The 18,894-nt window shown below is 72.8% G+C and carries 17 protein-coding genes and 1 pseudogene; 12 read left to right on the plus strand and 6 right to left on the minus strand.

Annotated elements, in window-relative coordinates:
- Positions 1–106: 106 nt before the first annotated feature.
- Positions 107–796: pseudogene (locus AB0J93_RS11285) on the minus strand (CDP-alcohol phosphatidyltransferase family protein); the annotation flags it as partial.
- A 96-nt stretch (positions 797–892) separates the two neighbouring features.
- Between AB0J93_RS11285 and AB0J93_RS11290 the strand changes: the two are divergent.
- From AB0J93_RS11290 to AB0J93_RS11320, 7 genes are all read left to right on the plus strand, one after another.
- Entirely contained in the window at positions 893–1,873 is a 981-nt protein-coding gene (locus AB0J93_RS11290; protein WP_363920630.1) for a zinc-binding alcohol dehydrogenase, read from the plus strand.
- A 3-nt stretch (positions 1,874–1,876) separates the two neighbouring features.
- Positions 1,877–2,308 (plus strand): 6-carboxytetrahydropterin synthase, encoded by a 432-nt coding sequence (locus AB0J93_RS11295; RefSeq protein WP_363920632.1) that lies wholly within the window; start codon positions 1,877–1,879, stop codon positions 2,306–2,308.
- Entirely contained in the window at positions 2,292–3,344 is a 1,053-nt protein-coding gene (locus tag AB0J93_RS11300) for a glycosyltransferase family 4 protein (protein ID WP_363920634.1), read from the plus strand. The genes AB0J93_RS11295 and AB0J93_RS11300 overlap by 17 nt, the downstream gene beginning before the upstream one ends.
- Positions 3,341–4,165: a class I SAM-dependent methyltransferase gene (locus AB0J93_RS11305; protein WP_363920636.1), complete on the plus strand. Its 825-nt coding sequence runs from the start codon at positions 3,341–3,343 to the stop codon at positions 4,163–4,165. The genes AB0J93_RS11300 and AB0J93_RS11305 overlap by 4 nt, the downstream gene beginning before the upstream one ends.
- A gap of 104 nt (positions 4,166–4,269) precedes the next feature.
- A complete protein-coding gene (locus AB0J93_RS11310) occupies positions 4,270–5,190 on the plus strand; it encodes a lysylphosphatidylglycerol synthase domain-containing protein (RefSeq protein ID WP_363920903.1) in 921 nt (306 codons plus the stop codon).
- 11 nt (positions 5,191–5,201) lie between these two features.
- Positions 5,202–5,843, plus strand: a complete 642-nt coding sequence (gene ribA / locus AB0J93_RS11315; protein ID WP_363920638.1) for a GTP cyclohydrolase II — start codon at positions 5,202–5,204, stop codon at positions 5,841–5,843.
- Positions 5,840–6,547, plus strand: a complete 708-nt coding sequence (locus tag AB0J93_RS11320; protein WP_363920640.1) for a dihydrofolate reductase family protein — start codon at positions 5,840–5,842, stop codon at positions 6,545–6,547. Before ribA ends, AB0J93_RS11320 begins: the two co-directional genes overlap by 4 nt.
- Before the next feature lie 159 nt (positions 6,548–6,706).
- Here the strand turns inward: AB0J93_RS11320 and AB0J93_RS11325 are convergent, their stop codons facing one another.
- The 5 genes from AB0J93_RS11325 to AB0J93_RS11345 form a co-directional block, all read right to left on the minus strand.
- Complete coding sequence (locus AB0J93_RS11325) at positions 6,707–7,255, minus strand: GNAT family N-acetyltransferase (protein WP_363920642.1); 549 nt, start codon at positions 7,253–7,255, stop codon at positions 6,707–6,709.
- Complete coding sequence (locus AB0J93_RS11330) at positions 7,248–9,290, minus strand: penicillin acylase family protein (RefSeq protein WP_363920644.1); 2,043 nt, start codon at positions 9,288–9,290, stop codon at positions 7,248–7,250. The genes AB0J93_RS11325 and AB0J93_RS11330 overlap by 8 nt, the downstream gene beginning before the upstream one ends.
- On the minus strand, positions 9,287–10,096 hold the full coding sequence (locus AB0J93_RS11335) for an ABC transporter ATP-binding protein (RefSeq protein WP_363920646.1): 810 nt from the start codon (positions 10,094–10,096) through the stop codon (positions 9,287–9,289). Before AB0J93_RS11335 ends, AB0J93_RS11330 begins: the two co-directional genes overlap by 4 nt.
- A 119-nt stretch (positions 10,097–10,215) precedes the next feature.
- Complete coding sequence (locus AB0J93_RS11340; protein ID WP_363920648.1) at positions 10,216–11,238, minus strand: iron chelate uptake ABC transporter family permease subunit; 1,023 nt, start codon at positions 11,236–11,238, stop codon at positions 10,216–10,218.
- Positions 11,235–12,347 (minus strand): iron chelate uptake ABC transporter family permease subunit, encoded by a 1,113-nt coding sequence (locus tag AB0J93_RS11345; protein ID WP_363920650.1) that lies wholly within the window; start codon positions 12,345–12,347, stop codon positions 11,235–11,237. The genes AB0J93_RS11340 and AB0J93_RS11345 overlap by 4 nt, the downstream gene beginning before the upstream one ends.
- Before the next feature lie 69 nt (positions 12,348–12,416).
- Between AB0J93_RS11345 and AB0J93_RS11350 the strand changes: the two genes are divergently transcribed.
- From AB0J93_RS11350 to AB0J93_RS11370, 5 genes are all read left to right on the plus strand, one after another.
- Complete coding sequence (locus AB0J93_RS11350; RefSeq protein ID WP_363920652.1) at positions 12,417–13,445, plus strand: ABC transporter substrate-binding protein; 1,029 nt, start codon at positions 12,417–12,419, stop codon at positions 13,443–13,445.
- Between the two features lie 146 nt (positions 13,446–13,591).
- The gene (locus tag AB0J93_RS11355) at positions 13,592–15,139 is read left to right on the plus strand and encodes an aspartate aminotransferase family protein (RefSeq protein WP_363920654.1); all 1,548 of its coding nucleotides are present in this window, start codon (positions 13,592–13,594) and stop codon (positions 15,137–15,139) included.
- A 35-nt stretch (positions 15,140–15,174) separates the two neighbouring features.
- On the plus strand, positions 15,175–16,455 hold the full coding sequence (locus AB0J93_RS11360; protein ID WP_363920656.1) for a SidA/IucD/PvdA family monooxygenase: 1,281 nt from the start codon (positions 15,175–15,177) through the stop codon (positions 16,453–16,455).
- Complete coding sequence (locus tag AB0J93_RS11365) at positions 16,452–17,030, plus strand: GNAT family N-acetyltransferase (protein WP_363920658.1); 579 nt, start codon at positions 16,452–16,454, stop codon at positions 17,028–17,030. Before AB0J93_RS11360 ends, AB0J93_RS11365 begins: the two co-directional genes overlap by 4 nt.
- Positions 17,027–18,832: an IucA/IucC family siderophore biosynthesis protein gene (locus AB0J93_RS11370; protein ID WP_363920660.1), complete on the plus strand. Its 1,806-nt coding sequence runs from the start codon at positions 17,027–17,029 to the stop codon at positions 18,830–18,832. Before AB0J93_RS11365 ends, AB0J93_RS11370 begins: the two co-directional genes overlap by 4 nt.
- Positions 18,833–18,894 lie beyond the last annotated feature (62 nt).

Here is an 18,894-nt window from a genome sequence, read left to right on the forward strand (position 1 = left end):
CGCGCTCGTCGACCCGATCGGCCCGCCGCATGCCGATCGGCATGGTCGGCATAGTCGGTACTGCCGGTACCGCCGGCACCACCAGGGCCGGCACGGTCCGGACCTGCCGGTGCCGCCACAGCCAGCTGACGTCCCGCCCGAACGACTCCACCAGCAGGCCCAACGCGGCCACCAGCACGACCGTGGTCAGCATCCCGGGCAGCACCTGGGCGGCGGCGACCGCGAGCATGATCCCCTGGACCGCGGCGACCACCTTACGCCAGTACCGGTGCGGCAGTTGCGCGTTCACCCACGGCAGGACCCAGCCGGCGACCAAGAAGACGTACCGCATCAGGCCGATGGCGAGCACCCAGGCACCGACCGACGGGGCGACGTGGAGGCTCAGCATCAGCACCAGGAACGAGTCGACCTCCATGTCGAACCGGGCGCCGAGTGCGCTTGTCGTCCCGGTGCGGCGGGCCACCTTGCCGTCGACCGCGTCGAGGGCAAGGGCCACCGTAGTCATCGCCACCAGCAGCGCCACCGGCGCGGGGCGACCGGTGGTCAGGGCGTCGGCGATCAGCGCGGTCACCGCACCGACCAGCAGCCCGCGACCCATCGTCACCCAGTCGGCCGGTCCCAGCCGGTTCGAGCCCGCGTGACGCAGCCCACGCACGAGTGCCAGGCAGGTCACCATCCCGTACGCCAGGCCCGCCAGCCAGCCCGCGACACCGAGACCGACCGTCGCGGCGAGCCCCGCCAGCAGAACGATCTGGACGATCAGCCCGATTTGCGGACCGGTTCGAACTGTGGACACCGTGCCTCCGTGTTTATGATCGACGACCCCTGACAGGGAACTACGGAAAATACGACGGATCGGTTCGGTCCGGACGCAGGTAAGGAGAAAAATCCGGTGACGCGTACCGCCCTCGCCTTCTGGCTCCGGGCTCCCGGCGCGGGTGAGCTGCGTCCGGTGATGCTGCCGGAACCGGGCACCGGCGAGGTCCTGGTGCGCAGCCGGTACTCCGGGGTCAGCCGGGGCACCGAGACGCTGGTCTTCACCGGTGGCGTGCCCGCCAGTCAGTACACCACGATGCGCGCCCCGTTCCAGGAGGGCGACTTCCCGGCCCCGGTCAAGTACGGCTACCTCAGCGTCGGCGAGGTCGAGCAGGGCCCGGCGCACCTGCTCGGTCGTACGGTGTTCTGCCTCCACCCGCACCAGAGCGCGTACGTGGTGCCGGCGGATGCGGTGACCGTGGTACCGGCGCAGGTCCCGGCGGCCCGCGCGGTGCTGGCCGGCACGGTGGAGACGGCCGTGAACGCGTTGTGGGACGCCCCGCCCCTGGTCGGCGACCGGGTGACCGTCGTCGGGGGTGGCATGGTCGGCTGCGCCGTGACCGCCCTGCTGGCCCGCTTCCCCGGGGTACGGGTGGAACTGGTCGACACCGATCCGTCCCGCGCCGAGGTGGCCGCCGCGTTGGGTGTCGACTTCGCCGCCCCCGAGACGGCCACCGACGGCCGTGACCTGGTGGTGCATGCCAGCGCCAGCGCCGCCGGGCTGCAACGCGGCCTGGAACTGCTCGCGCCGGAAGGCACCCTGCTCGAACTGAGCTGGTACGGCGACCGTCCGGTGCAACTGTCCCTCGGCGGCGCGTTCCACTCCGGACGACTGAACATTCGCAGCAGCCAGGTCGGCATGGTGGCACCGGCGCGACGCGGCAGTCGCAGCTATGCCGACCGGATGGCACTCGCCCTGGACCTGCTCGCCGACCCGGCGTTCGACGCGCTGATCACCGGCCGGTCGCCGTTCGCGGAACTGCCCGACGTACTCGCCCGACTCAGCGGGGGCGACCTGCCCGCGCTGTGCCATCTCATCACCTACGACGGGGAGTGAACCGTGTTCAGCGTGACCGTCCGTGACCACATCATGATCGCCCACAGCTTCCGTGGCGAGGTCTTCGGCCCCGCCCAACGGCTGCACGGCGCAACGTTCGTGGTCGACGCCACCTTCCGCCGTCCGGACCTCGACGACGACGGCATCGTGGTCGACATCGGACTGGCCACCGATCAGCTCAAGGCGGTGCTCGGCGAGTTGAACTACCGCAACCTCGACGAGGAACCCGCGTTCGCCGGGCAGAACACCACCACCGAGGTGCTTGCCCGCACCATCGCCGACCGGCTCGCCGACCGGGTGGCCGCCGGCCAACTGGGCGGTGGCGCCCGGGGCCTGACCGGGCTCACGGTCACTCTGCACGAGTCGCACGTGGCCTGGGCCAGCTACGAGCGGGCGCTGCCCGGCTCGACCGTCGTCGGTGAGGGCACCGCCTGACGTGCCGACCCTGCACGTGATCCTGCCGGGCGACATCGACGACCCGGCGTCACCCAGCGGCGGCAACGGCTACGACCGGCGGATCTGCGCCGGGCTCGCCGCCGCCGGTTGGTCGGTCCGCGAGCACGCCGTGCCCGGCGACTGGCCGTGCCCGTCCCCGGCCGCGCGGGCCGCACTTGCCCGCGTGCTGGCCGGTACGCCGGACGGTGCGCTGGTGCTGGTCGACGGCCTGGTCGCCTCGGTGGTGCCGGACGTCCTCGCCGCGCACTCCGGGCGGTTGCGCCTGGTCGCGCTGGTGCATCTGCCCCGGAACGACGACGCCGAGGCCCGGGCGCTGGCTGCGGTCACCACCGTGGTCGCCACCAGCGCCTGGACCCGCGACGCGCTGCTGCGGCGGTACGCGCTGCCCGCCGACCGGGTGCACGTGGCGCCGCCCGGGGTGGACCCGGCGTCGCCGGTGCCCGGTTCGGCGACCGGTTCGGCCCTGCTCTGTGTCGCGGCGGTCGCCCGGCACAAGGGGCACGACGTGCTGGTCGAGGCGCTGACCATGGTGGCCGACCGGCACTGGACGCTCACCTGTGTCGGACCGCTGCACCGGGAGCCGGAGTTCGTCGACCGGCTGCGCGAGCGGATCACCGCCGGGCGGCTCGGCGACCGCATTCGGCTGACCGGGCCGTTGGCCGGTGACCGGCTCGACGCCGCGTACGCCGCCGCCGACCTGCTGGTGCACCCGTCGCGCGGTGAGACGTACGGGATGGTGGTCACCGAAGCGTTGGCGCACGGCGTGCCGGTGCTCGCCACCGCCGTCGGCGGACTGCCCGACGCCCTCGGGCGCACGGCGGCGGGCGACCGGCCGGGTCTGCTGGTGCCGCCCGACGACCCGGCCGCCCTAGCCACGGCGTTGCGCCACTGGCTCGACGACGCGGCCATGCGCGAGCACCTGCGGCAGGCCGCCCTCCAGCGACGGGACACCCTCGCCGACTGGAACAGCACCGTCGCCCAGATCACCACCGCCCTGAAGGAGGCGTCGGCATGAGCATCGATCTACCGCCCGATTTCGCGCAGTGGCTCGCGCTGCGGGAACCCGCAGACGTGGCGGCCCGGTCCGCCGAACTGGTCGCCACGCTGCGTGCGGCGCTGCCCGACCACGGCCCCCTCGTGGTGCATGATCTCGGCGCCGGGACCGGCTCGCTGGGCCGCTGGCTGGCCCCGCTGCTGCCCGGCGCGCAGCACTGGATCCTGTACGACCAGGATCCCGACCTGCTGGCCCGGGCCCGCGCCGGCATGCCGGCCTGCGCCGTCGACGGCGCCCCGGTGACCGTCGAGACGCGCCAGGGCGACCTGACCCGGCTGACCGCCGCCGAGCTTGCCGACGCCGCCCTGGTCACCGCCTCGGCCCTGCTCGACATGCTGACCGCCGAGGAACTCGACCAACTTGTCGCCGCCTGCGCCAAGGCCGGTTGCCCGGCGTTGTTCCTGATCTCCGTGACCGGCATCGTGCGGTTGACTCCGGCCGACCCGTTGGACGACGAGGTCGCCGCCGCCTTCAACGCGCACCAGCGGCGTACCGTCGGCGGCCGGCGGCTGCTCGGGCCGGACGCGATCGACGCCTGCGCCGCCGCCTTCGGCCGGCACGGGGTGGACGTCGAACTGCGGCCCAGCCCGTGGCTGCTCGGGCCGGAGCAGGCTGCCCTGGCGGCGGAGTGGTTCACCGGATGGCTCGACGCGGCCCGTGAGGAACGCCCCGACCTGACCGCCCTTACCGCCGAGTACGCGCGACGTCGGCTGGCCGAGGCTGAAACCGGTCGGCTCGGGGTACTGGTCGGTCACGTCGACCTGCTGGCGCTGCACCGTTGAACCGGCAGCCGCCCAGCTACGTGCGTACAGTCAGGGAAGATCGTCATGCCGGGGAGGCACGAGTGGGGGATGAAGCTGGCGGCGCCGCACCCACGGCGACCCCGGTGCGTCGGTCGTTCTGGGGCTGGGCCCGGCTGGCACTGGGGCTGGGTGTCCTCGTGGGGCTGCTCTGCTGGCTCGGCACCGGCCCGTTCCTGGCCGGGCTGCGGCTGATCGACGCACCCGCGCTGGCCGCCGCACTCGCCATCGGTGTCCTCACCACGGTCTGCGCCGCCTGGCGGTGGAGCCTCGTCGCGGGCGGCTTGGGCGTACGCCTGCCACTGCGGGAGGCGGTCGCCCACTGTTACCGGGCGATCTTCCTCAACGCGACGCTGCCCGGCGGGATCCTCGGTGACGTGCACCGCGCGGTGCGGCACGGCCGCGACGTCGGTGACGTCGGACGCGGCATCCGGGCGGTGGTGTGGGAACGGATGGCCGGGCAGGTGGTGCTGGTCGCGGTGGCCGCGGTACTGCTGTTCGCCTTCCCGTCGCCGGTGCGCCCGTTCCTGCCGGTGGCGACCGCCGTGGTGGTGGCGGTGCTGCTCGCCGTGGTGCTGGCCGCCCGACTGCTGCCGCAGTCCGGTGCCTCCCGGTGGGCGCGTGCCTTGGGCACCGCAGTCTCCGACGTACGTCTCGGGCTGCTTGGCCGGCGTACCTGGGCGGGGGTGCTGCTCGCCTCCGCGCTGGCGGTCGCCGGGCACCTCGCGACTTTCCTGGTGGCGGCACGCACGGCGGGTTCCACCGCCCCGTTGAGCCTGCTGCTGCCGCTGACCCTGCTGGCCCTGCTCGCGATGGGGGTGCCGGCCAACGTCGCCGGGTTCGGTCCCCGCGAGGGGGTGGCCGCGTGGGCGTTCGCCGCCGCCGGCCTGACCGCCGCCGAGGGGGTGGCCACCGCGACGGTGTACGGCGCCCTGGTGCTCGTCGCGAGCCTGCCCGGAGCCGCCGTGCTACTGGCCCGACGTGTCCGTGTACCCGCCACCGTCTGACGAGGAGACCCATGTCCGAATCACTGCCTGTCGCCACCATCCGGACGCAGGTCACCGTGCCGCTGCGGTTCCCCGACGGTTACACCACCACGGCCCGGCTGTTCACCTTCGACGGGCTGGTCGACGGCCGGGAGCACCTCGCCTTCGCCCTCGGCGACACCGGCGCGGCGGAACACGGCGGTGACGTGCCACTGGTCCGCCCGCACAGCGAATGTCTCACCGGCGACGTGTTCGGCAGCCAGCGCTGCGACTGCGGACCTCAGTTGCGCGAGGCGGTGCAGCGCATCGCCGACGTCGGCGGCTACCTGCTCTACCTGCGCCAGGAGGGCCGGGGCATCGGGCTGTACGCCAAGCTCGACGCGTACGCGTTGCAGGACGCGGGGCTGGACACCTTCGAGGCCAACGTCGCGCTCGGTCACGCGGAGGACGAACGTGACTACACCGTGGCCGCGCAGATGCTCGCCGCGCTCGGTGTCGGGCCGATCGCGGTGCTGAGCAACAACCCGGAGAAGTCCGACCAGTTGGGTCGGCTCGGGATCACCGTGACCGAGCAGGTGCCCACCGGCGTGTTCCTGTCCCCGGCCAACGCCGACTACCTCGCGGCGAAGGCCAGCCGCGCGGCCCGCGCCGCCGACCTCCCCTTCGTCCGGTGACCGACCCGCCCGGGGTGGCCCGGCCTTACGTGCTGCTCAGCTGTGCCACCTCGATCGACGGCTACATCGACGACGCCACCGAGGAACGGCTGCTGCTGTCCAACGACGCGGATCTCGACCGGGTGGACGAGGTCCGGGCCGGCTGCGACGCGATCCTGGTCGGCGCCGGCACCGTCCGCCGGGACGATCCCCGGTTGCTGGTGCGCTGCGAACGGCGCCGGGCTGCCCGAGTCGCCCGGGGCCTGCCTGCATCGCCGACCCGGGTGACCATGACCGGCTGCGGCGACCTGGCCCCGGACGCCCGGCTGTTCACCGTCGGCGACACCGAGCGGATCGTCTACAGCGCCAGCGGCGCGGTCGAGAAAACCCGGCACCGGCTGGGTGAGGTGGCCACCGTGGTCGACGCCGGTGACCCGGTCGACCTGGTGCGGATGCTGACCGACCTCGCCGGGCGGGGCGTCGGCCGACTGCTGGTGGAGGGTGGCGCGGGCGTGCACGGCCAGTTCCTCGCCGCGGGGCTCGCTGACGAGCTGCACCTGGTGGTGGCCCCGTTCTTCGTGGGTGACCGGCGGGCGCCGCGGTTCGTCGGCGAGGGCAGCTTCCCGTGGCACCCCGGGCGACGGGCGCAGGTGGTGGAGGCGCGCCAGATCGGTGACGTGGTGCTCACCCGCTACGCCCTGTCCGAGCGCTGCGAACCGGCGTAGGGCGCCTGCCGCTCGCCGGATACGGCATCTCGGGGTGTCCGGTGCGGCGGCGGGACGCGACCTACCGCATCTCGGGGTGTCCGGGAGGCGGGATAGCGCGACCTACCGCATTGTGCGGTGCCTGGGCAGGCGGGAAGGAGCGGCCTGCCGCATGTCGGGCTAATTCGAGGGACGATCGAGGAACATCAGTCGGGCGCGTTTGTCGGGGAGGTCGATCACCGGGCCGTCAACGAAGCCGGCCCGCCGCAGCCGGGTGATCGCCTTGTCGTTGCGGGCGTCCGGCTCCATCACCAGCCGTAGCCGGCGGGGGTCGGTGAAGACGAAGGCGACGAACTCGGCCAGCAGCGTGCCGGTGAAGCCCGGCTCGGGCCGCACCGGGGTGCCGATCAGCAGGTGACCGCCGTGGTCGCCGGGACGTACCGGGTAGCACTCGCCGACCGGGTCGTGCTCCGGTTCGTAGGTCTGGAACAGCGCCACCGGGTGCCCGTCGCGCAGGGTGAGGTACGCGTGATGGGTGGCCAGCGAGTCCACGTACCGGTAGATCTCGGCGACCCGCTCCCGGTCGGCGTCGCGCATTCCCCAGAACCGGGCCCGCTCCTGACTGACCCACGAGTGGATCACGTGGGCGTCGGCGTCGGGCTCGACCGGCCGGAAGGTGACCACACCGAACCCGGGTACGTGTCGTTCGTAGTGGTGGCGGTCAGTCATCGTGCTCCTCGGTCAGCCGATCCCAGTCACCGACGGTCTGGATCAGGTCGCCGCCGGCCCACAGCGGCAGCTGGTCGTCGCGGTGCGGCCCGGTGCCGGTGGCGCCGAGCGGCACCACCCAGCGGCTGTCGTCCCGCCGGGCCAGGTCCCACACGTAGCGAGCCGCGGGCCCGCGCAGGCACAGGTCGGTGACGCCGGGGACGCTGGAGGTGGCCAGCACGCAGTCGTGGTCGCCGGAGAGCTGCGGACCCGGCGGCGTCGCCGGGTCGGGCAGCGCCCGCCACGGCGCGAGCCGGTGTCGTTCGCCCCAGCACCGGGTGTCGCCGTCGGCGGCCACCTCCGCCAGGGCCTCGCGGAGCAGGTCGACCCGGTCCAGGCCGGGCAGGTCGGTGTGCAGCAGCGTGTTCACCGCGTACCCGACCCGGGGGAGCAGGGCCAGCCACGGCCGGAACACCTGCGGATAGGCGGGTGGGTCGGCCAGCGCCGCCAGCGCGGGGTGGACGGCGAGCCGGCGGATCACGGCGGCCCGCAGGTCGGCGAAGGCGGCGGCGTCGACGCTCTCGGCGGCCATGCGGCGATCCCAGGCCAGCAGACGTTCCCGCAGTCCGGCGGCGGCCGGACCGAGCCCGTCCAGCGTGGCGAGCAGATCCAGCAGCGGCCCGGCGGCGGCCAGGTGGGTGTCGGTGTGCACGGTCGCCAACTGCTCGGCACGCCAGTCGCCGGTGGTGTCCAGCAACTGGCGGATCCGGTCGGCCCGGTACGGCGGCGCGAACTCCACGCCGAGCCCGGCGGCGATGCCACGGTCGTTGGCCATCACCGCCACCTGACCCACCGGGATGCTCGGCAGGTCGTGCCAGCCCTGCCAGGCGTGGCTCGCCTCCCAGCCGGGGACCACCCGCAACCCGTTGTTCGGGTGCCGTCGAGGCACCCGGCCGGCCACCCGGTGCAGCAGCCCGCCGGCGGTGTCGGCCGCGAGCACCACGTTCACCGGCTCCACCCAGCCGTCCAGCGCCGCGTCGACATCGTGCACGGTGCGAGCCCGCAGCAGCGCCGGCAGGACACCGAAGCCCAGCTCACCGAGGACGCGGGGCGGATACCGCAGGCTTACCGTGACGGCCGGGTCGTCGTCCGGTCCACCGGAGACCAACGGTCCCCGTTCGGTCTCGATCACCTCGACCTCGACCGGTTCGGCGTCGGCCACCTCGATCGTCTCGACGTGCCGGTGCGCGGGCCGCCACCCGTCCGGCCCGTACGCCTCGACCCGGTCGCCCCGGCGGCGCAGCCGTTCGGCGTACCCGTCCTGGTAGTCGGCCATCGCGTTGGTGATGGCCCAGGCGACCCCGCCGGCATGGCCGAAGTGCGGGATACCCGGAATGCCGGGCACGGCGAATCCGAGCACGTCGTACTCCGGGCAGGCCAGGCGGATCTGCTGGTAGATGCCGGGCGCCTCGATGAACCGGTGCGGATCACCGGCGATCAGGGCGGCGCCGGTGGCGGTGCGGTCGGCGGCGAGTAACCAGCCGTTGCTGCCGGAGGTGACGTGGCTGTCCACGGCGAACAGGCCGGTGGCCTGCGGACCAAGCCGGCGGGCCACGTGGTCGCGCCACAGTTTGGTGCCGAAACCCGCGAAGAGCACGTGGTGACCGAGCCAGATCGCCAGCGGCGTCCACGGCTGCCAGCGGCCCGGTCGCAGGCCGGTGGCGGCGAACTCCGGGGCCTGTGCCGCACCGGCGGCCAGCGCGGCGTTGACCCCGTCCACGTAGCGCCCCACCCACTCGGCGGTGGCCGGATCGAGGGCGGCGTGGCAGCGTCGCGCGGTGTCGTCGAGTCGGGCCCGGCGGGCGAAGCTGTCCCAGGCGAGGGACTCGGCACCGAGGAACGAGGCGGAGGTGCCCTGGGACCGGTGCCGTTCCACCTCGATCTGCCAGGCCCGGTCCAGGGCGGTGACCCGACCCTGGGCGTAGGCAAGCGACGTGTGGTCGTCGGCGCGCAGGTGCGGGATGCCGTAGCCGTCGCGGTAGCGGCGGGCGCTCACCGGGCCACCGTACCGGCTCGGGCGCGGGCGGCCGGAACCACAAGCGGCGTCCCGGTCTCCGGGTCGTCGATGACCCGGCAGGGCAGGCCGAAGACCTCCTCGACCAGCTCGGCGGTGACGATCCGGCGGGGTTCGCCGGCGGCCACCACCCGCCCACCGCGCATCGCGATCAGGTGGGTGGCGTAGCGGGCGGCGTGGTTGAGGTCGTGCAGCACCGCGACAAGCGTGCGCCCCTGCTCCTCGTGCAGCCGGGCACACAGGTCGAGGACCTCGATCTGGTGGGCGATGTCGAGGTACGTGGTGGGTTCGTCCAACAGCAGCAGGGGCGTCTGCTGGGCCAGCGCCATGGCCAGCCAGACCCGCTGCCGCTGGCCACCGGAGAGTTCGTCGACCAGCCGGTCGCCGAGGTCGTCGACGCCGGTGGCGGCCATCGACTCGGCGACGATCCGCTCGTCGTCGGGGGACCACTGCCGCAGCAGCCCCTGGTGCGGGTAGCGACCCCGGGCCACCAGCTCGGCCACGCCGATGCCGTCGGGGGCGATCGGCGACTGGGGCAGCAGCCCGAGCGTACGGGCCACGGCGCGGGCGGAGAGCCGGTGAATGTCCGCGCCGTCGAGCAGCACGGCCCCGGCGGCCGGCTTCAGCAGTCGCGACAGCGCCCGCAGCAGGGTGGACTTGCCGCACGCGTTCGGGCCGATGATCACCGTGAAGGAGCGGTCGGGCACGGCAACGGTGAGGTCCTCGGCGACGACACGTCGGTCGTAGGCGAGCCGCAGCCCGCTGCCACCCAGCCGGGAGGTCGACATGCTTGTTGCTCCGTTCTCGGGTGTCGTGGTCGGGGCCGGACCGTCGGCCGGCACGGTCATCGGGGCCGGACCGTCGGCCGGCACGGTGGTCAGGCCCGGTTCGCCGGCCTGGCGGGGCGTCACAGCCGGCCCGCCCGGCGCTCGGTGGCCAGGAGCCAGACCAGATACCCGCCGCCGATCACGCCGGTCACCACGCCGACCGGCAGCTGGCCGGGGAGGGCACGTAGGGCGACCTGATCGGCGACGACGGTGATCAGCGCGCCGATGACCGCCGCCGGCAGCAGGGTGACCCCGGGTGCCCGGGTGAGCCGGCGGGCGAGGTGGGGGGCGGTGAGCGCGACGAACGGCACCGGTCCGGCGGCGGCCGCGGCCAGCGCCACCAGCAGCACGGCCCCGGCGAGCAGCAGCATCCGCATCCGGTGCACGCTCACCCCCAGTCCGCTGGCGGCGTCGTCGCCCAGCTCGGTCATCCGCAGCGCCGGCCCGCAGGCCAGCAGCGCCGGCACCAGCACCGCGAGGGCGGCCAGCAGCGGCACGACGTCGGACCAGCCGCGACCGTCCAGGCTGCCGGTGAGCCAGAGCATCGCCCGGGAGGCGCTCATCAGCGGTACCCGGGTCATCAGATAGCCGTTGACGCCGGTGAGGATGGCCGACATGCCGATGCCGACCAGGACCAGCCGGTAGCCGTGTACGCCGCGCCGCCAGGCGACCAGGTAGATGAGCAGGCCGGTGACGACACCGCCGAGGGCCGCGGAGCCGGCGAGGGCGGCGCTGCTGCCGCCGACGGCGACCACGACGAGCGCGCCGGTTGCCGCGCCCTGGGTGAAGCCGAGCACGTCCGGACTGCCCAGCGGGTTGCGTACCAGCGCCTGGAACACCGCTCCGGCCAGGCCGAGCGCGGTGCCCACGGCCAAACCGGTGACCAGTCGGGGTAGCCGCAACTGGGTGACGATGAACTCCTCGGCGGCGCTGCCGCCACCGGTCAACGTGCGCAGCACGTCGGCCGGTGACATCGGGTACTCGCCGTGTCCGACGGCCAGTACGCCGACGCCGAGGGTGAGCACCAGGCAGACCGTGCCGACGGCGAGGACGCGAGGGTGCAACCGGACGGAGAGCCGGCCGGGCGTACGAATCACGATCATGAGCGGGTGGTCCTCGTCCTGAGCACCAGCGCCAGGAACAGCGGGCCGCCGACCACCGCGGTGACCAGCCCGACCTGGAGTTCACCGGGGCGGCCGAGGACCCGGCCGAGCACGTCGGAGCCGAGCAGCAGCACCGGGGCGAGCAGCGCGCAGTAGGGCAGCAGCCAGCGCAGGTCGGGGCCGGTGAGGACACGGACCAGGTGCGGCACGAGCAACCCGACGAAGACGATCGGTCCGCAGGCGGCGGTGGCGGCCCCGCAGAGCAGGGTGATGGCGATGATCACACCGGCTCGGGCCACGGCCGGTCGGGCACCCAGGGCCTGCGCGGCGTCGTCGCCGAGGGCGAGCGCGTTGAGCGGGCGGGCGGCGACCAGCGCGACCAGCAGCCCGACGGCGATGAACGGCAGCACCCGCAGCACCGTGCCGGTGTCGGCGCTGGCCAGTGACCCGACGGTCCAGAAGCGCAGCCGCTCCAGGCCGGCCGCGTCGAGCAGCATCACCGCGCTGACGTACGAGTACAGGGCCGCGTTGAGCGCCGCGCCGGCCAGCGCCAGGCGGGCCGGGGTGGCTGCGCGACCACCACCGACGGCGTACACCCCGACGGTGACGACGGCGGCGCCGAGCAGCGCGAACCACACCTGCCCGGTGCCGCCACCGAGGCCGAACAGGGCGGTGGCGGTGGCGATGGCGGCGGCGGCACCGGCGTTGATACCGAGCAGGCCGGGGTCGGCCAGCGGGTTGCGGGTGAGCGCCTGCATCGCCGCGCCGGCCACGCCGAGTGCGGCGCCGGCCAACAGCCCGAGCAGCGTACGGGGCAGCCGCAGCTCCCGCACGACGGCGTACTCGGCGGCGTCGCGGTCGGTCAGGGCGTGCCAGACCTCGGACGGGGGGATCGGCTTGGCGCCGACGGCCATGCTGAGCACCGCGACCGTGAGCAGGGTCAGCGCGGCCACGAGGAGACCGCTGGCGCGCAGGGCGGTACGGCGGTGCCGGGGTGGTGCGGTCGACCGGGCCGGCGTCTCATAGGGTGGCGACTCGATGACGGACAGTGTGAACTCCAGTGTGGTGCGAAACGCCGTCGGGACTTGACAGGAGCCGAGTCTAGGCACGAAGTTAGGTTAGGTTAGCCTAACCCCCGGCTGTCCAAGGTCCGAGACCCTGATCGAAAGACGACACGAATGTCTGAGCACCTCCCCGCCCGTCGCCTCTCCCGCCGAGGGCTGCTCGCCGTCGGCGGTGCCGCCGTGGCCGCCGCACTCGTCGGCTGCGGCCGCGACGATGCCACCGGCACCAACGGCGACAACGCCTCCGGGCCGTGGTCGTTCACCGACGACCGCCCCGAGAAGGTCGCCGCCGATGCTCGGCCGGAACGGGTGGTCGCCTTCACCGGCTCCGCCGCGGCACTTGTCGACTTCGGACTCGGTCGCGAGATCGTCGGCGTCTTCGGCGAGACCAAGAAGGCCGACGGCAGCGTCGAGCCGCAGGCCGGTGACCTGGACGTGGAGAGTGTGGAGATCCTCGGCAACGTCTGGGGCGAGTTCAGTGTCGAGAAGTACGCCGCCCTGCGTCCGGAGCTGCTGGTCACCCACATGTACGACCCGGGCGCCTACTGGTACGTCCCGGACGAGAGCAAGGACCAGATCCTGCCACTGGCGCCGGTGGTGACCATCACCACCGCCCGGGTGCCGATGACCAAGCCGATCGAACGGTACGCCCAGCTCGCCGAGTCCCTCGGTGCCGACCTGTCGGCGCCGAAGGTCACCGACGCCAAGGCCCGGTTCGAGGCCGCCGCCGAGGCGGTACGCCAGGCCGTCGCGGCCAACCCGGGCATCAAGGTGATGGCCGCCTCGGGCAGCCCCGACCTGTTCTACGTCTCCAACCCCAAGATCAGCACCGACCTGATGTACTTCGCCGAACTCGGCGTCGACATCGTGGTGCCGACCAAGCTTGAGGCCGGCGACTACTTCGAGGCGCTCAGCTGGGAGAACGCCGGCAAGTTCCCTGCCGACCTGATCCTCCTCGACAACCGCGGCACCGCCCTGCAACCCACCGACCTGGCCGCCAAGCCCACCTGGAAGCAGCTGCCCGCCGTGCAGGCCGGGCAGGTCACGCCATGGGACGCGGTGCCACGCTTCTCGTACGCCGGCGCGGCTCCGCTGCTGGAGAACCTCGCCAAGGCGATCCGGGGAGCGAAGAAGCTCACCTGACGCCGCCGGGCCGGCCGGCCGCGATCGACCACCGCACCGGCCGCCCCGCCACCACCCTCCCAGGACCGAACCGCCCGCCGCCCACCTGCCGTGCGGCGGGTTCCGGCTGCCCGAAAATCGAACCGCCGAGCGTGGAGGACACCCCCATGACCCTGCCGGTGCACACCGCCGAGGCAACGCCGACCCACCCGGAGCCCGGACCCACACCAGCCCGGGCACACCTGCTCAGCGACGAGACAGTCGAGCAGTACCGCCGGGCAGTGGCCGCCGGCACCGCCCGGGTGGCCCGTCGGATCGCCGAGGTGACCGGACCCTTCACCGGCGTACGCCCGGACGAACTCGCCCCCCAGGTGGAGGCGATCGACCTGGACCGGCCGCTGGGCGACACCACCGCCGCGCTCGACGAGTTGGAGGACGTCTACCTGCGCGACGCGGTCTGGTTCCACCATCCTCGCTACCTGGCCCACCTCAACTGCCCGGTGGTGATCCCGGCGCTGCTCGGCGAGGCGGTCCTCAGCGCGGTCAACTCCTCGATGGACACCTGGGACCAGAGCGCCGGTGGCACCTTGATCGAACGCCGACTCATCGAGTGGACCGCCGACCGGATCGGTCTCGGCCCGGCCGCCGACGGGGTGTTCACCAGCGGCGGCACCCAGTCCAACCTGCACGCCCTGCTGCTGGCCCGCGAGGAGGCGCTGGCCGCCGCGACGCCTGCCGACCGGCGGATCCTGCTGCCCCAGCTGCGGATCATCGCCTCGGCGGCCGGTCACTTCAGCGTGCAGAAGGCGGCCAAGCTGCTCGGCCTGGCACCGGACGCGGTCGTGGTGGTGGAGACCGGCCCCGACCGACGGATGCGGCCCGGCGCGGTCCGGCACGAAATCGCCCGCTGCCGGCGCGCCGGCCTGACCGTCATGGCGGTGGTGGCCACCGCCGGCACCACCGACTTCGGCACCATCGACCCGCTCGACGAGATCGCCGAGGTGTGCGCCACGGCCGGCGTGTGGCTGCACGTCGACGCCGCGTACGGCTGCGGGCTGCTGGTCTCGCCCACCCGCCGACACCTGCTCGACGGCATCGAACGCGCCGACTCGGTGACGGTCGACTACCACAAGTCCTTCTTCCAACCGGTCAGCTCCAGCGCACTTGTGGTCCGCGACCGGCGGACCCTGCGGCACGCCACCTGGCACGCCGACTACCTCAACCCGGCCCGGATGGCCGCCCAGCGCATCCCCAACCAGGTCGACAAGAGCCTGCAGACCACCCGCCGGTTCGACGCGCTCAAGCTCTGGCTGACCCTGCGGGTGATGGGGCCCGACGCCGTCGGTGAACTCTTCGACGAGGTCTGCGACCGGGCCGCGCAGGCGTGGGAGCTGGTCGCCGCGGACCCGCGCTTCGAGGTGCTGACCCGGTCACAACTGAGCACCGTGGTGTTCCGCTGGCGACCCACCGGGCCGGGCCGGGACCTGGCCGATGCGGCCAACCTGCGGGCCCGCGAGGCGTTGGCCGCCTCCGGTCTCGCCGTGGTCGCCGGCACCCGGGTCGACGGCCGCCAGTATCTCAAGTTCACCGTTCTCAACCCGGCGACCACCGCCGAGGACGTCGCCTACGTGCTGGACCTGATCGCCGAGCACGCCGGCCGCCACGTGCACGAACACGCCGGAGCGCCCGCCGACCTGACCTGCCCGGTCGGCTGACCATGCCACCTGCCAACCCGAGCCTGGAGGGCCGGATGGAAAGCCACGATTTCATCGGGATCGGCCTCGGGCCGTACAACCTCGGCCTGGCCTGCCTGACCGCACCCATCGCCGACCTCGACGGGCTGTTCCTGGAGGCCCGCGACGACGTCTCCTGGCACCCCGGCATGCTGCTGGAGTCGTCCCGGTTGCAGACGCCGTTCCTGGCCGACCTGGTCACCCTCGCCGACCCCACCTCACCCTTCTCCTTCCTCAGCTACCTCAAGGAGATCGGCCGGCTCTACCCCTTCTACATCCGGGAGAACTTCTTCCCGCTGCGGGTGGAGTACGACGCCTACTGCCGCTGGGCCGCCGCGAAGCTGCCCAACCTGCGGTTCGGACACCAGGTCACCGCCGTCGAGCACGACCCCACCGACGACCGGTACGTGGTGACCGCCACCGTCGACGGCGCCACCGTCACCCACCGGGCCCGGCACCTGGTGCTCGGCACCGGCACCCCGCCCCACCTGCCGGACACCTGCGCCGGCCCGACCTCCGACGCGGTGCACAACTCGCGGTACCTGGAACACCGGGAGGTGTTGCGGGCCAAGCGGAGCATCACCATCGTCGGCAGTGGGCAGAGCGCCGCCGAGATCTACCACGACCTGCTCGGCGACATCGGCAACCACGGTTACCAGCTGAACTGGGTGACCCGCTCGCCCCGTTTCTTCCCGCTGGAGTACACCAAGCTCACGCTGGAGATGACCTCGCCGGACTACGTGGACTACTTCCACGCGCTGCCCGAGCCCACCCGGTACCGGCTGGAGGCCGAGCAGAAGGGACTGTTCAAGGGCATCTCCGCCGACCTGGTCAACGACATCTACGACCTGCTCTACGCCTCCAGCGTCGACGGCCCGGTGAACACCCGCCTGCTTACCAACACCGAGCTGACCGAGGTCACCCACGACGAGAGCACCGGCGTACACACCCTCCGGCTGCGCCACGTCGAGCAGGAACGGGACTTCACCCTGGACACCGAGGGGCTGGTGCTGGCCACCGGCTACCGGTACGAGGTGCCGGCGTTCCTGGAGCCGATCCGGCACCGGCTCCGCTTCGACGACCACGGGCGGCTCGACGTGGCCCGCAACTACAGTGTGGACTCCACCGGGCGCGGCGTGTTCCTTCAGAACGGCGGCACCCACACGCACAGCATCACCTCGCCCGACCTCGGCATGGGCCCTTACCGCAACAGCTGGATCATCCGGGAGCTGCTCGGCCGCGAGCCGTACCCGATCGAGAAGTCGATCGCGTTCCAGGACTTCGGGGTGACCGGGTGACCCACCTCGTCTACACCCGTCACGATCGGCGACTCGGCGAGTTCGCCCTGCGTACGCTCGACGTTGCCGCCGACGCGCCGGTGCTGCACCGGTGGGTGACCCACCCCAAGGCGGCGTTCTGGCTGATGCAGGACGCCGACGTCGACGCCGTGGCCGCCGAGTACCGACGCATCGCCGAGCACCCGCACCACGAGGCGTACCTCGGCCTGTGGCGCACCGAGCCGGCGTTCCTCGCCGAACGGTACGACCCGGCACACGTCGAGTTGGTCGGCCTGCACGACGCGCGGCCCGGCGACGTGGGGATGCACTTCCTCTGCGCGCCCACCGACACCCCCGTCTCCGGCTTCACCCGGGCCGTCATCACCACCGTGCTGGCCTGGCTCTTCGCCGACCCCGCCACGGAACGGGTCGTGGTCGAGCCGGACGTGCGCAACACCGCCGTGCACGCGCTCAACGCGGCGGTCGGCTTCGAGGTGGTCGGACCGGTCACCAAGCCGGAGAAGACGGCCCTGCTGAGCATCTGCACCCGGCAGCGGTTCCTGGCCGCCACCCGAAACGAAGGAGTACCGGCATGACCACGCCCGACCCGGTCGCCCACCTGCGCCCACAGACCTGGGAGCGGGCCAACCGTCTGCTGGTGCGCAAGGCGCTCGCCGAATTCACCCACGAGCGCCTGCTCGCCCCTGAATCGGACGGCCCGGCTGCCGCCGACGCCACCGGCCGCTGCTGGTACGCCGTCACCGCCGCCTCCGGCGCGGTCCGGTACCGGTTCGCGGCCCGGGTGATGACCCTGGAGCACTGGGACATCGACCCGGAGAGCATCACCCGGCACCGGAACGGCGAGCAGCTGCCACTGGACGCGGTCGACCTCTGCCTCGACCTGCGCGACGCCCTCGGCCTCACCGACCGGATCCTGCCGGTCTACCTCGAGGAGATCACTTCCACCCTCGCCGGTCTGGCGTACAAGCTGGACCGGGCGCTGCCCAGCGCGGCGAAGCTGGTGGAGGCCGACTTCCAGACCATCGAGACGTCGATGACCGAGGGGCACCCCTGCTTCGTGGCCAACAACGGCCGGCTCGGGTTCGGCGTCGACGAGTACCACAGGTACGCCCCCGAGGCGGCCCATCCGGTACGGCTGATCTGGCTCGCCGCCCACCGCGACCACGCCACCTTCACCAGCGCCGTCGATCTGGACCAGGGGACGCTGCTGCGCACCGAGCTGGGTGAGGCGACCCTCGCCCGGTTCGCCGCGACCATTACCGAACTGGGCCTGGACCTCGCCGACTACCACCTCATCCCGGTGCACCCCTGGCAGTGGTGGAACAAGCTGTCGGTCACCTTCGCCGGCGAGGTGGCGCGGCGCCGGCTGGTCTGCCTCGGTGAAGGCCCCGACGAGTACCTCGCCCAGCAGTCCATCCGCACCTTCTTCAACGTCAGCCACCCCGAGCGGCACTACGTCAAGACCGCGCTGTCCGTGCTGAACATGGGCTTCATGCGGGGCCTGTCGGCCGCGTACATGGAGGCCACCCCGGCCATCAACGACTGGCTGGCCGACCTGATCGACGGCGACGAGATGTTCCGGGCCACCGGACTGACGATCATCCGGGAGCGGGCCGCCGTCGGCTACCGGCACCGCCAGTACGAGGCGGCCACCGACCGCTACTCGCCGTACCGCAAGATGCTCGCCGCGCTCTGGCGGGAGAGCCCGGTCCCCGACCTGGCTCCCGGCCAGCGACTCGCCACCATGGCGTCGCTGCTGCACGTCGACGCCGACGGGCGGTCGTTCGCCGCCGAGCTGATCGCCGCCTCCGGCCTGGCGCCGGCAGCCTGGCTGCGCCGCTACCTGAACGCCTACCTGACCCCGCTGCTGCACGCCTTCTACGCCTACGACCTGGCGTTCATGCCGCACGGCGAGAACGTCATCCTGGTGCTGCGCGACGGGGTCGTCGAGCGGGCGATCTTCAAGGACATCGCCGAGGAGATCGTGGTGATGAGCGCCGAAGCCCCGCTGCCCCCGGCGGTGGAGCGGATCCGGGCCGACATTCCGGAGGACATGAAGCTCCTGTCGATCTTCACCGACGTCTTCGACTGCTTCTTCCGCTTCCTCGGGTCGACGCTTGCCGATCAGGGCGTGATCGACGAGGAGGAGTTCTGGCGGACCGTGGCCGACTGCGCCACCGAGTACGCCGGCCGGGTGCCCCACCTGGCCGACCGGCTGGCCCGCTACGACCTGTTCGCCCCGGAGTTCGCGCTGTCCTGCCTCAACCGGCTGCAACTGCGCGACAACCAGCAGATGGTCGACCTGGCCGACCCGTCCGCCGCCCTGCAACTGGTCGGTGCCCTGACCAACCCGATCGCCCGGTTCGCGACGTCCTGACCGTCGGTGCCCCGACCGCCGTCGCCGATCGGGACCGTCGACGGTCGTCCGTCGGGCGGCGG

This window comes from Micromonospora sp. NPDC049374, assembly GCF_040677165.1.
In the GTDB taxonomy this organism is placed as follows: domain Bacteria; phylum Actinomycetota; class Actinomycetes; order Mycobacteriales; family Micromonosporaceae; genus Micromonospora.